Consider the following 13,306-nt stretch of genomic DNA (forward strand, 5'->3'; position numbering starts at 1 on the left):
AAAATATACTCCTTCTAGTAAATGTTTTTTATTTGTGACATTTCTAACAGCGACTTTTTTACTAGTATAACCCTCTACTCCCTGATAATGAAAGACCAATATTAAATAATTTAACAATGAAATGCCCAGCACAAAAAACTCTGCTAGAATTGAGCCCCATCCAATTCTAGCAGAGCGTTGCGAATTCATCAGTCTATTTGCTGAAATCAACGGTTCAGCAGGCTGCCTACATAACGCAGCAGTTCATTCGCGCAAACCGGGCAATAGCCGTGCTCATCGATCAGCCGCTTACTGACCTCGTTGATCCGTTTGAGCTGATTTTCGTCCGGGGTTTTTGTGGACGTCGTAATTTTGACGATATCCTTCAGGTCAGCGAATAGCTTCTTCTCGATCGCTTCCCTCAGCCGGTCATGGTGATTGTATTGAAATTTACGCCCTTTCCGTGAATAGGCCGAAATCCGGATCAGGATTTCCTCGCGAAATGCTTTTTTCGCATTTTCGGAGATGCCGATCTGCTCCTCGATGGACCGCATCAGCCGCTCGTCGGGATCCAGCTCCTCATCGGTCAGCGGGTCGCGGATTTTGCTCCAGTTGCAGAATGCCTCTATATTATCAAGATAGTTCTCGAACAGTGTTTTTGCCGACTCTTCAAAGGAGTAGACAAACGCCTTCTGCACTTCCTTCTTGGCCAGTTCGTCGAATTCCTTGCGGGCGATGCTGATAAAATTGAGGTAACGCTCGCGCTCCTCCTTCGTAATTGAAGCATGCTGATCAAGTCCATCCTTAATCGCTCTGAGGATATCCAACGCTCCCATGCAGTGTAAATCCTGCTTGATAAGCGCGCTGGATATGCGATTGATGACGTACCGCGGATCGACTCCGGACATGCCTTCCTCCAAATATTCATTCTGCAGCTCCTTCAAATCGGCATCCTTATAGCCCTCGACCTCTTCCCCGTCGTACAGGCGCATCTTCTTCACGAGATCGACGCCCTGTTTTTTCGTCTCCTTCAGCCGGGTCAAGACCGAGAATATGGCCGCCGAACGGAGCGCATGGGGAGCAATATGCACGTGCCTCATATCGCTTTGGCCGATAAGCTTCGCGTAAATCTTCTCCTCCTGCGACACCTTGAGATTGTAAGGGATCGGCATGACAATCATCCGCGACTGCAGCGCTTCATTTTTCTTATTCGCGATAAAGGCCCTGTATTCCGATTCGTTCGTGTGAGCAATAATCATTTCATCAGCGCTAATCAGCGCAAACCGGCCAGCCTTGAAATTCCCTTCCTGTGTCAGGGACAGCAGATTCCAGAGAAACTTCTCGTCGCATTTCAGCATCTCCTGAAACTCCATAATGCCGCGATTAGCCTTGTTTAGCTCCCCATCAAAGCGATAGGCCCGCGGGTCGGATTCTGAGCCGTATTCCGTAATGGTAGAAAAATCAATGCTCCCCGTCAGGTCGGCGATGTCCTGCGACTTCGGATCGGAGGGGCTGAAGGTGCCTATGCCGACACGCCCTTCTTCCGTAAGCAGCACCCTCTCTACGGCAACCCGCTCGATATCTCCGCCGTACTCCGTCTTCAGCTTCATCTGGCAGACGGGGCATAAATTGCCTTCAATCCGAACGTTCAGCGCCTGCTCCACCTCGGGGCGCAGCTCATGCGGGACAAGATGCAGCGGGTCCTCATGCATAGGGCAGCCCGAAATCGCGTAAACCGCACCTTTGTCGGTTCGGGAGAACTTCTCCAGCCCTCTTTTTAACAAGGTCACCAGTGTAGATTTCCCGCCGCTTACCGGTCCCATCAGCAATAGAATCCGCTTGCGCACATCAAGACGCCGGGCCGCCGAATGAAAATACTCCTCCACCAGCTTTTCGATCGCCTGATCGAGGCCAAAGATTTCCTGTTCAAAAAATTTATACCGCTTGCGCCCGTTTACCTCCTCAATCCCGTATGACTCAATCATTTCATATACTCGGGCATGGGCAGTCATAGCAGGGGAGGGATCCTTGGCCAACAGCTCGATATAATCCTTAAAAGTGCCGCTCCATGCCAGAGAATCGCTTTCCGCACGGTAAGCTGCAATACGTTTGAAAATGTCCATGTTCGGTACCTCCTGTACTTCCGCTTGGGGCAAAATGCCTTCCCGACCGGTGATCCTTGCTGAACTAACTGGAGCCTCCATGTAAAATGAAATGTCTATCTCAACGCGTTTACTCCGTGGACAGACCGCGTTCAACTGCTTTTGCTTGCGTAAAGCAGCAGATCAGACTGGAGATGGATCAATCTATGTTTTTAGAAAAAGCGTATTACATACCTATGCGGATCGAAGGAAGAAGTTGACCATTTTCAGCGCCAAAAAATATTCTTATCGGAAAAATTGGAATTGTTAAAATACGCGCCGGATTACCTTCTATAGCAAAAGCTGGGTTATGATATAATTTAATCCTAGCACCCAGCAATCTGCAGAAAGGAAGATCGGATCATGGCCGTTCAGCATGAGACCGAATTGTACGCCCCGCTGAAAGCCTTTTTCGAGGCGCGGGGTTACGTCATTCGCAGCGAGGTTCGCCACTGCGATCTCGTCGGCATCCATCCGGACCAGGAGGAGCCGCTAATCGTCGAATTGAAGAAGACGTTCAATCTTTCGCTGCTGCTTCAAGGTCTGGAGAGACAGAAGCTTAGCAGCGAGGTATATTTGGCCGTAGAGCGGAATCGCCCTAAAAAGGGAGCGCATAATCAGAAGTGGAACGAGATCACCCTTCTGTGCCGCAAGCTTGGGCTCGGCCTGATCACGGTGACCCGCTATAAAACAAAAAGCCCGTTTATCGAGGTGTTATGTTCGCCTGGCGATAAAGTATTTGTCCCCGCCCCAAAAGTTGTCAAGACACGTGCAGCGCGCCTGCTGCATGAGTTCCATGAGCGAAGCGGGGACTACAATGTCGGCGGAAGCCATGGGAAGAAGCTGGTGACAGCTTACCGTGAAAGGGCCCTGCGGGTCGCCAGCGCGCTGCGGGACGGCGGCATCATGGCCCCGCGCGAGGTTCGCGCCAGCAGCGGCGTTGGCACGGCGGCGGACATCCTGCAGCGCAATTACTACGGCTGGTTCGACCGTGTAGCGCGGGGACGCTACACGTTGACACCGGCGGGCGTTAAGGCGCTGCACGAGTATGCCGCCGTCATTGAGGGCATGCCAGCGGGCGCAGCGGCGGCAGCGGCAGCGGCGGAAGCCTTGGAGCCGGCGGACGATTAAGCAGCGATTCATGCGCACATGAGACGAGCGCATGATTTGACTGCGCCTTGCCCGTGCACTACCCGGGCCGCTGCCTAAGCCTTGCCTGCACCGCAGCCGAGCACGGCCAAGCAGCGCCGGAGCTTCGCCTGCACTCAGCCCAGGCCGCGCGCCGTGAACTCCGCGATCGCCTCCGCGATCCGCGCCAGGCCCCGGCGCAGCCGCACCGCGCTGTGCGCGGCGTACGTCAGCCGGATGGCGTCCCCATCCGGCGGCGCCACGGCCCCGGCGGCGTAACAGCGCGCGCCGGGCATGAACGCGGCGCCCTTCGGCAGCGCCGCGCGGAGCAGCGCTTCGGAGCATAGGCCCGGCGGCAGGCGCAGCCAGAGGAAGAGCCCGCCCCGCGGCTCTTCAAAGCTGGCGCCATGCCACGCGGGCTGCTCCCGAAGCTGCTCCAGCATAGCTGCGCGCCGGGCGGCATACTCCGCCGCCAGCCGCGCAGCATGCTCCGGCCAAGAGAACGCCGGAGCACTGAGCAGCGCATAGAGACGCTGCTCATAGGCCGCCTTCTCCAGAGCCGGAGCCTTCAAGCGTTTTCGCATAGCGGTCCGGATATGGGCTAATGCCTGGATCGAGCGCTCGCTGCCCCGGATCCAGGCAACAGGCAAAGACGGGAACGCCGTAGCCTGGAATGATCCCATGCCCACCACTTCAGCCCCGAAGTATAAGGGAGCCTCCTTCTGTCGCAGCCGATACAGCGTTTGTGGTTCAGCTATATCCCCTGCCCTTTCCTCTGCGGCTTTATCCCCGGCAGACTTGCTTCTAAACGGAATGGCTCCCGCACAGTCATCTTCAACCACCAGCAGGGCATGACGTGCTGCCAATCGCAGCAGTTCCTCTAGCCTGTGCTCGCTCCACACCCGGCCCGAAGGATTGGAGTACCGGGGCGCGACATAAATAAGCGACGGCCGCTCTCTCTCAATTTCACGCGCCAGTGCTTCTAGCAGCATCCCTTCCTTATCGCACGGTATGAGAATAGCCTGCCCCCCCTGCTGGCGAACCGCTTCCAGCATCTCCGGCGACGCCGGCGTCTCCAGCAGCACTGTGCCGCCGATGTTCAGGCACCAGCGCAGGATAATATCCATCGCTTCAGCGCTGCCGCCAGTCAGCAGCAGCTGGCTTGAATCCGTACGGCAGCCCTCTTCCTCTGTGTAGGCGGCCGACAGCCAATCCCGCAGCGGCTGGCAGCCTTGGGGATCGCCTCCGCTTTCGGCATCGGGAAGCTCCGGCTTCATCCTTGCCCTTCGCAGCACTGCATCCAGCTCCTCGATGCCTTCCCCTCCGTCGCCTCCACAAAGCGCAAGGGATATCATCTCCGTCCCGTCGCTCCATCTGCCGAACTGCTGTCCAAAAGGCAATAGCTGCTTTCTTTGCCCCAAATCCAACCAGCGTTCCAATGTATCCGCCTCCATGACTCGTCGTTTCAGCCATTGTACAGCAGGACAAATTTCCCATTCAACAGGAAGCAAATACAGCAATCTATCGTTTTTTGCCATTAAAAAGTGCTCGTGATAGAATGTAAACTTGAACTACTAAGTTGAGGTGATGAAATTGTCTTATTCTACGGAGCCTATGACCACTTCCGAACCACTCCCCAGCAGGAGAACGCGAAGGCCTTCCGTAAAAACCGTTCTGCTTATTTGGATTCTACTCATTGGCGCAGGTGTCACCGCCGCTTATATGTATAGCAATCATTTGAAGCAATCGATGCTGGATCAGCTTGATGCCCGCATACAGGCTCACACGAAAATCATGAAAGCCGATTATACGACCCAGCTGACGGCTTTATCCGAGCAAGTGGAGCAGTTGAACAGCAAAGTGGAGACATTCAATGAACTGCTTACCTTCACCAAGGACAACGCAAGCGATAAGACCGATAACAGCAATAAATTGTATTCTCAGCTCAGCGAAGTGAAGAACCAGCTGGCCAAGCTGCAGAAACAGATGGAATTGTTGAAATAATGGCCGAGATCAAAGGAATAAACCGGTTCTTTCTGCTTGCGACCGCCCCTCTGTTCGGTCTGCTTATCGCGTTGATTCTGAGCGGGCCCAAGATCAGCTGGACGACCGAGCCAGAATTAATTACTGCCGATGCTCAGCAAATGGATCAGGCCTTCGGCTCCATTTCGTCCGGTCTCGAACAAGCCGATGAGACAGCCAAATATACCATCTCCACCATTCGCGAGACGGCTGAGCTTTATCACAAAACGACAAATACGATGACAACGATCGTGCAAACGGCCCAGAATACAGCAGCAAAACCGGAAATCATTTATAACAAGCGCATTACCGCAAAGCTCGGCAGCCCGAAGGAAACGATCAAGAGCGAGCGGATCATCCTTGAGCTATATAAAGTGAACCCCGGCAACTATAAAGGATATGCAGTGAAGGTGAAGCTGAAGTCTCCGGAAGCTATGAAGATGACGCTCGGCGGCGACAAGCTCGGCGGCTCGGAGACGACAAAGCAAGCCGTTTCACGGTACGGAGCCGTGGCGGGAATCAATGCCGGCGGTTTTGCGGATTCCAAGGGCAAGCGCTACCCGCTGAGCACGACTATGCTCAACGGGAAATATCTGAACGGCTTTGAGCCCTCCTATAAGGATTTGTTCTTCGTCGGAATGGATAAGAACGGCAAACTGATCGGCGGGAAATTCAAGGACAAGGCGCAGCTGGACAGGCTCGAGCCCTCCTTTGGAGCATCCTTCGTGCCGATTCTGCTGAAGGACGGACAAAAAACGGCAATACCATTAAAATGGCAAACCTCTCCCCTGCGAGCACCGCGAACCGTCATAGGCAACTATAAGGACGACCAGTTGATCATACTAGTTATTGACGGGTACAACGAGAATGGCAACTCGGGAGCCACGCTGCAGGAATTACAGGACAAGCTGTATAATATGGGGGTAGTGAACGCTTATAATCTGGACGGCGGGGGATCCTCATCACTCGTATGGAATGGCAAAGTGATCAACAATCCTTCGGATGGCCAGCTGCGTCCCGTGCCTACCCATTTCCTGTTCTTTAAATAAAAGGCCATTCCAGCCATTATCTATGAAATATATCATATAAGCATTTATTTTTTAGGCAGAGGCGGGTATAATAAGAGGCAGTTAAATGTGGAGGTGTCACCTTTGTTTTCATTTTCGATGACATTTTGGATCGTGACTTTGGTGTTTGCTTTGTATCTTTGCGGTATTTTGACCTCGTCGTATAATAACGATAAAACAAAAGGATTGTAAGCAAGACCTTAAATGAGCTTCCCGCAAGGGAAGCTTATTTAAACGGAGAGAACAACGAAAAATAGACATCTGCATTACGCAGACGCCTATATTCCTTGACTATGTGACTTATGTGAGGCGGTTCATCTCAACGAGGCATTGATTGCAGATGCAGCGTTCCTTGAAGTCGCTGACGCTCTCCATAGAGCCGCAGAACACGCATTTTGGACGATAGCGCTCCAAAATGATATGGTCTCCCTGCACTAAAATTTCAACAGGATCTCCCTCATTCATTTGATACCTCTTACGCAGCGACTTGGGCAAAACGATTCTTCCCAACTGATCCACTTTACGGACCACACCAGCAGGTTTCATATTTACTTACACCTCTCCTAAAAATGGTATGTACATTGTTGAACGAAAATACTACTTCCCTCTCTATATCTTTCGCTATTTTCCCGAGAATTCCTGCTTTAATTCGACATATTTTAATATTTTTGCTGGATTTCCTCCTACGACAGCACCGGGAGGAACGTCTCTAGTCACAACGGCCCCGGCTGCAATGACTACGTTGTCACCGATTGTTACCCCGGGAACGATGACAGCACGGCCTCCAATCCATACATTGTTGCCGATGGTTACCGGCTTGCCGTATTCCAATCCGGAATTCCGCTCTTGCGGGTCAAGCGGATGGGTTGCCGTGTAGATATGCACGCCAGGAGCCATGAAGCAATAATCCCCGATTCTCACTTCGCAAATATCCAAAATAACGCAGTCGAAATTTGCATAAAATTGACGACCTACGTGAATGTTGTAGCCGTAATCACAGCGAAAAGTCGGCTCGATATAAGCATTTTCCCCTGCCGATCCCAGCAGTTCTCCCAGCAGCTCTGTTCTGCGAGGCAGTTCATCCTCCTGCGTATTATTAAACAATCGGGTTAATCTTCTGGCCCGCAGCCTGTCCTCTACCAGCTGCGAGTCCGAAGCATCATACATTTCTCCGGCCAACATTTTCTCTCGTTCTGTTCTAGACATGGTCAATTCCTCTCCTCGTTCTTGATGTCCACCGCTCTTATTGCATCCCCGGAAAATCCAACTGCCGCAGCGCTTCAAACACAATGATCGCCGCTGAATTGGATAAATTCAAGGAACGTACCTTATCCGTCATCGGCATCCGGATCAGCTGATCTGGATGAGCCTGCAGAATTTCATCCGGAAGGCCCTTCGTTTCTTTACCGAACACAAAGAAATCGCCGTCTTGGTATTCGAAATCAGTATAGCGCTTCTGCGCCTTCGTCGTCGCAAAGAAGAAGCGGCTGCCGCTGTATTTCTCTTCGACCTCTCGAAATGAATCGTGATATTCGATATTTACCGCATACCAGTAATCAAGCCCGGCACGCTTTAATGTGGCATCATCCGTGCGGAAGCCAAGCGGGCGCACCAAATGCAGATGAATTCCCGTTGCCGCACAGGTGCGCGCGATATTTCCCGTGTTTGCTGGTATTTCCGGTTCAACAAGTACAATATGCAAAGTCATACATCCATTTCCTCACTTGTTTCAGTTTTGAATTTCTCTCATTTCTTTATTATAACAATGAATACAGCTTCCTAAAAATAAAAAAGCCTCCCGCCATCGACCATGGCGAGAGGCTTTATCTATCTTCAGCCGGGAAGCCCGCTCCGCTGAACCCGCTCCGGGACCTCACGATCCCTTATTGTAAATAGCGGCTAAACGTCTTTGGCTGCTTATCCGTTCGACTTCTGGAATTCTGCCATAAAATCAACCAGTGCTTTGATGCTGTCGTAAGGCACCGCATTGTAGATTGATGCGCGCAGCCCGCCGACGCTGCGGTGTCCCTTCAGGCCGACGAAGCCTTCTTTCTCGGATTCCTTCACGAACTGCTTCTCCAGTTCCTCCGAAGCCAGGCGGAAGGTCACGTTCATCAACGAGCGGCTGCCTGTGTCTGCACATCCGCGATAGAATCCGCCGCTATTATCGATCGCGTTATACAGAAGCGCTGCTTTCTCCTGGTTCTTCTTCTCGATGCCTTCAAGCGAGCCTTGCTCTTCAATCCATTTCAACACTTGGTTTACCATGTAAATCGAGAAAGAAGGCGGTGTGTTGTACAGGGAGTTGTTGCCTGCATGTGTGTCGTAACGCAGCATCGTCGGCAGGTGCTTCGGCGAATCCTGAAGCAGCTCCTCGCGGGCGATGACTACAGTTACGCCGGATGGCCCCAAATTCTTCTGCGCGCCGGCATATACCATGCCGAATTGCGTAAGATCGAATGGACGGGACAGAATGTCGCTGGACATATCCGCGATCAGCGGAACGCTGCCTGTGTCCGGGAAGCTCTTGAACTGGGTTCCTTCAATCGTCTCATTGGAAGTCACATGCAGATATGCGGCATTGTCCGGCAATTTCAGATTGCTTAGATCCGGCAGGTTCATGAACTTGCTCTCTTTGGAGGAAGCGGCCTCGAACACTTCGCCGATCAGCTTCGCTTCTTTAATTGCCTTGCCGGCCCAGCTACCCGTCATGACATAGCCAGCTGTCTTGCCCTCCGTGAGGAAGTTCATCGGAATCATCGAAAATTGTGTAGAAGCGCCGCCCTGCAGGAACAACACCTTGTATCCCTCAGGATTGCCGAACAGCTTCAGGAGACGGCTTGCCGCTTCATTGTGAGTCTCCTCATAAACCGCTCCGCGGTGCGACATTTCCATAATTGACATTCCCGTGCCGCGATAATCTACAAATTCCGCCTGAGCCCGTTCCAGTACTTCCAACGGAAGCGCTGCAGGTCCTGCGTTAAAATTATAAGCTCTCTTACTCATTTCTCCCCCGTCCTCTCTTAACACTTGTTTATAGGCTTTCGAAGTTTTGATAAGGTTTATCATAGCAACTATTCTTTTTTCCAGCAAGCTGATATTTCATTGGATTTTGATATTTTGCAGAATTGACACATTAACGCTTCATCCGGGCGAAGAAATGATCAAGGCTCACGGTAAAATTCATATATTCGCGACCATTTTTGGCTTTCTCCAGGCTGAAGCTCGATACGGATAAACATCTCCGGGGATACGACATGCCCCATTCCCCATACCGCGGCGGAATAGACCGGGAAGGAGCTTATTTCCCGAACACCGGCCCCGCTTGGCCGATGCTTTAAATTCCACAGCCAAGGGGACGCACAGGTTGAATAACCGCCGATATGAAAATAAAAAGGCTTATCCGGCACGCGCTCCCAGGCAACCGCTCCTCCATCAATCCTTAAACCATCCATCGTTCCAGGTTCATCGGTCCATGCTTCAATCGCAAAAGGAAATTGCAAATCATAATCAGGCCCGATTGGCTGCCCATCAATACCCAAGAAATTATGGTTGTATTCCTCCGTACGGATTTCGCGTGTGCCCGTATTGGTTAGTTGATATTCGATTCGCAGCCTGTTCCGGTCAAGGGAGATGGACTTCTCCAGCTGCGCAGCGTACCCGCCACAACTCATAGGATGAACCGTAAATACGATGTTCTGCTCATTTCTTATTTCAGCATCGATCCGGTAAGGCTGCAGCGGATAATTCCGGTAAAATTGATAAGGCGCGGCATCCGTTCGCGTGAGCAGCCCTACGCCGAGCTTCGGAAACTGCCCCCCGACCGTGGCATCCTCATACCCGATGGCTTCCTTTAAGGAAAACTCGTTGCATAGCCCCGATCCGCCAGTGCCCTCTCCGCTCTTCAAGCTCTCTGGCACGCAAAAGGAATGATTTCCTTCGCGCATAGTAATGCCCGTAATGAAGCCGCTCCAGTCGAAGCGTGTGCCCTTGTAATCGCCCACTGCCGCGATGTCTACGATTAAATGTTCATTGCTTAATTGAAATCCCATACTTGTCCCCTCTAGTATTCAAGCGATCTATCGCTTTTTCTCTCTAGCTGAATAACTCCGTTAAGCCAGAAAACCCCGGCTCACACCTTCGGAGCAACAGGGTTTTCTATAATTATTTTTGTTCCAGTACGATTTCGATCCGCTGCGCGCCCTCTTTCGGCAGCGCATCGAGCAAGGAACGCTGGATCAGAGCGCCAGAGCCCGAAACGTCGAATTGCACGCTTTGGCCGTTTACGGCAATCGAACCGATCCGGTATTGTCCGTAATCGAGAAGGGCGGCGTTGCGGTATACGATTTGCAGCATGCGATCCGCAAACAACGTCTCCACCGCAGCCTCGCCCTGACCGTCGAACTGCTCTTTGACCAGCTTAGGCTCAAGATGCAGATGACCGTAGCTTCCCTTCACCCCATAAACCTCCGTCAGTTCTGTCAGCAGCAGCCAGCTGGCCGAACCTGTCAGGAAAGTATACATGCCGCGGCCCTTTTCATTGATATATTCAGGCACGCCCGGGTACATTCGGCTCAGCTCAAAATCGGTAGAAAGGTTATAAATGGAGTTCAGCACCTCGTAGCCTTCCTTGACGAAACCGCGCTTATAGAGAGCGTTGGCGTACATAACCGTCATATGGCTGAACATCGCGCCGTTTTCTTTATGACCGAACGCAAACCCAAAGGCACGGCCCAGGTTCTGCTGGATGCCCCCAAAGTTCGAGTTCAGGCGGTAGCCGATTTTCGCATCCTTCAGATAGCGGTCTACAGCCTCGGAAATTTTGCCGACCTGCTCATCCGTAGCCACGCCTCCCATAATGCTGAACACCTGGCCGGTCAGCGTCATGCGTACACCTTGCGGGAAATCTCCCTCAACCCGCTGGGCATCGTCATTGTAGTAACCGTTAAACCATTCGTAGCCTTCCTTGCTGGAGATCCACTCATTGCTGCGCAGATGACTGATGGCCCATTCTGCCTTGCTTCTTAAATCGCTTGCCACCTTCGCGATATCCAGCTTGAGCTTCTTGCCGCTTACGGCAGGAGTAACGGCGTCATAGTAGCGATTCAGCAATGCAAGCTTCGCATCCACGCTCTCGTAATCCACAGGCCCTGTGAGCGAATCCAGCAGAATGCCCATTTCCTCGGCCAGCTCGATCGTTTCGATGCCCGCATTGTCCTTGAGATGGGTTAAAAGCTCGGCCAGTTCCAGCAAGTTGCTGGCATAGAATGCCGTAAACGCCACGCTCTCGCCGCGATTTGGTGCAAGGTCAAGCCCGTCGTTCCAATCCGCGCCCTCCAGCTTGATATTGTTATGCTCGCCGACATGGAAGAACGGAACGATATTTTGCAGCAAAATATGCTCCAGAATGGTGCCTTCATAGATGCTGCCATCCACAGTGGTCAGCTTGTTTCCGTTGTCCGCGCTCCAGCTTAAATCCCGTTCGCCGCAGCGCTTCACAAAGATATCCCGGAAATACGTCTGCGGCTGCAGGAGAATATCCAGGTCGCCGCTTTGATGTACATACAGCAGTGTCGTCAGAAGAGGCCAAGCACCGTGATCCATCCATACTCTCGGAATGTTGTTACGGTCTGCGATGAACTCGCCCGGCTTGGAACCGATAATCGTGGCATTGCTGCCGTCGATGCGGACCCCTGCATAGTTGTTCACCAGCAAATGTCTTACTTCGTTCGGCTCCATCACCATCAGCGCCAGGCAGTCCTGCCACAGATCGCGCCAGCCTCTGCCGCCGCGGCCGTAGTCATGGTATGGCAGGAATGAGTTGCCGTACAGGCGGCGCAATATCGGCTGCAGGGTAACCCACTTCATCCAAAGATCCTGCTCAGCATCGCCGGACTTGAATTTGATCGTATCCAGCTTATCCCGCCAGTACGCTTCATTCTCCTGCAGCAAAGCGTCGAACTGCGCTTCGGACAAGTATTGGGCCGCATATTTCCCTTGCTCGAGCCGGTCGTCCGAAATAACCATGGCTACAACATAACTCACCGATTGCCCGGGCAATAATTGTACAGGGGCGAATCGCAGTGCGCCGACCGCCTCATAACCTTCAAGCTCAGTGCCAGCAGTCGCCAGCGGTTCGCGGTTGCGAACGACGGCCTCCGGCCAATCGAGCGCCCCGCCTTCCCCTATGAATTCCTCGTTGATCGGGAACATGCCGATAGGCGCCTTGCCGCTGCCTTCCGCCCCGAGTACGCTGTAAGTCACTTTATTTACACGATGTCCCCGTTCGTCAAAGGACAACGCAGGCTGGACTTCCATGCCATATTCAGCCACGTAAATGCGATGCAGCAAAGAAGTGACATGACGGTGATCCCGGAGGTCATCCGCAGAACGCCCATACAATGGAATCGCCGCCGTGGGAGTGAATTCCAGCGGAGCGGTTCCGGTGTTGGTTATTTTCACCTTCATCAGCTCGATCTTATCATCCTTAGCAGGTACAAAGCTGGTCGTTTCCGCCTTTACGCCAAGCTTAGCATAATGACGGGTAAGCTTGTGCCACAAGAAACCCGCTTCCATTTCGCTTTCCTCTTGATCAGACACGAACTGAGCCGCATTCTGCTTCGCCGAATTGCCGCTGACGGACCAAGCGCCGTAGCCCGCAATATAAAGCCAGAAATTCCGTGAAGCCTTGGAATTATGTAAATCATCCACCGATACCGGCTCCATCAGAAATGTATTATGTCCTGACGTAATCCCCCCATGTAAATTTGGCGTAATGGCCGACATCATTCCCGCTTCATTGACTAAGGGAAAATACAAATAGCTGTTTTTCTCTGGATGCTTGAGTTTAAATACGCCCTGTTCTCCTTGAAACTGCCAACCGGACTTTGTCATATCGTCTCTTCTCCCTCTCCTAAATTGCTTTATTCATAACGAATCCCGCTCCATGTGAGGCAGGCGCGGGATTCA

The 13,306-nt window shown here is 52.3% G+C and carries 11 protein-coding genes; 3 read left to right on the forward strand and 8 right to left on the reverse strand.

Annotated features, from left to right (window positions below):
• Window positions 1-206: 206 nt before the first annotated feature.
• Complete coding sequence (locus GNP95_RS02465) at window positions 207-2,102, reverse strand: PrkA family serine protein kinase (RefSeq protein WP_155609312.1); 1,896 nt, start codon at window positions 2,100-2,102, stop codon at window positions 207-209.
• 381 nt (window positions 2,103-2,483) lie between these two features.
• On the opposite strand from GNP95_RS02465, the gene GNP95_RS02470 reads away from it, so the two are divergent.
• Window positions 2,484-3,251, forward strand: a complete 768-nt coding sequence (locus GNP95_RS02470; protein ID WP_155609313.1) for a DUF2161 domain-containing phosphodiesterase — start codon at window positions 2,484-2,486, stop codon at window positions 3,249-3,251.
• Between the two features lie 134 nt (window positions 3,252-3,385).
• On the opposite strand, the gene GNP95_RS02475 is transcribed toward GNP95_RS02470, so the two are convergent.
• On the reverse strand, window positions 3,386-4,786 hold the full coding sequence (locus tag GNP95_RS02475) for an aminotransferase class I/II-fold pyridoxal phosphate-dependent enzyme (protein ID WP_155609314.1): 1,401 nt from the start codon (window positions 4,784-4,786) through the stop codon (window positions 3,386-3,388).
• A 76-nt stretch (window positions 4,787-4,862) separates the two neighbouring features.
• On the opposite strand from GNP95_RS02475, the gene GNP95_RS02480 reads away from it, so the two are divergent.
• Both GNP95_RS02480 and GNP95_RS02485 read left to right on the forward strand, forming a co-directional pair.
• The gene (locus GNP95_RS02480) at window positions 4,863-5,252 is read left to right on the forward strand and encodes a hypothetical protein (protein ID WP_230873693.1); all 390 of its coding nucleotides are present in this window, start codon (window positions 4,863-4,865) and stop codon (window positions 5,250-5,252) included.
• Window positions 5,252-6,319 carry a phosphodiester glycosidase family protein gene (locus GNP95_RS02485; protein WP_155609315.1) on the forward strand — a complete coding sequence of 356 codons (1,068 nt, stop codon included), beginning with the start codon at window positions 5,252-5,254 and terminating at the stop codon, window positions 6,317-6,319. Before GNP95_RS02480 ends, GNP95_RS02485 begins: the two co-directional genes overlap by 1 nt.
• 318 nt (window positions 6,320-6,637) lie before the next feature.
• Here the strand turns inward: GNP95_RS02485 and GNP95_RS02490 are convergent, their stop codons facing one another.
• The 6 genes from GNP95_RS02490 to GNP95_RS02515 all read right to left on the reverse strand — a co-directional run bounded on the left by GNP95_RS02490 (window position 6,638) and on the right by GNP95_RS02515 (window position 13,231).
• Window positions 6,638-6,883: an AbrB/MazE/SpoVT family DNA-binding domain-containing protein gene (locus tag GNP95_RS02490; protein WP_055108985.1), complete on the reverse strand. Its 246-nt coding sequence runs from the start codon at window positions 6,881-6,883 to the stop codon at window positions 6,638-6,640.
• Window positions 6,884-6,958: 75 nt separating this feature from the next.
• A complete protein-coding gene (locus tag GNP95_RS02495; RefSeq protein WP_155609316.1) occupies window positions 6,959-7,543 on the reverse strand; it encodes a maltose acetyltransferase domain-containing protein in 585 nt (194 codons plus the stop codon).
• Window positions 7,544-7,580: 37 nt separating this feature from the next.
• The gene (gene trmL, locus GNP95_RS02500; protein WP_155609317.1) at window positions 7,581-8,045 is read right to left on the reverse strand and encodes a tRNA (uridine(34)/cytosine(34)/5-carboxymethylaminomethyluridine(34)-2'-O)-methyltransferase TrmL; all 465 of its coding nucleotides are present in this window, start codon (window positions 8,043-8,045) and stop codon (window positions 7,581-7,583) included.
• A 209-nt stretch (window positions 8,046-8,254) separates the two neighbouring features.
• On the reverse strand, window positions 8,255-9,343 hold the full coding sequence (serC, locus tag GNP95_RS02505) for a 3-phosphoserine/phosphohydroxythreonine transaminase (RefSeq protein WP_155609318.1): 1,089 nt from the start codon (window positions 9,341-9,343) through the stop codon (window positions 8,255-8,257).
• A gap of 158 nt (window positions 9,344-9,501) precedes the next feature.
• Entirely contained in the window at window positions 9,502-10,389 is an 888-nt protein-coding gene (locus GNP95_RS02510; protein WP_155609319.1) for a hypothetical protein, read from the reverse strand.
• Between the two features lie 112 nt (window positions 10,390-10,501).
• A complete protein-coding gene (locus GNP95_RS02515; RefSeq protein ID WP_155609320.1) occupies window positions 10,502-13,231 on the reverse strand; it encodes a GH36-type glycosyl hydrolase domain-containing protein in 2,730 nt (909 codons plus the stop codon).
• Window positions 13,232-13,306 lie beyond the last annotated feature (75 nt).

This window comes from Paenibacillus woosongensis (genome assembly GCF_009725165.1).
Taxonomy (GTDB): domain Bacteria; phylum Bacillota; class Bacilli; order Paenibacillales; family Paenibacillaceae; genus Fontibacillus; species Fontibacillus woosongensis.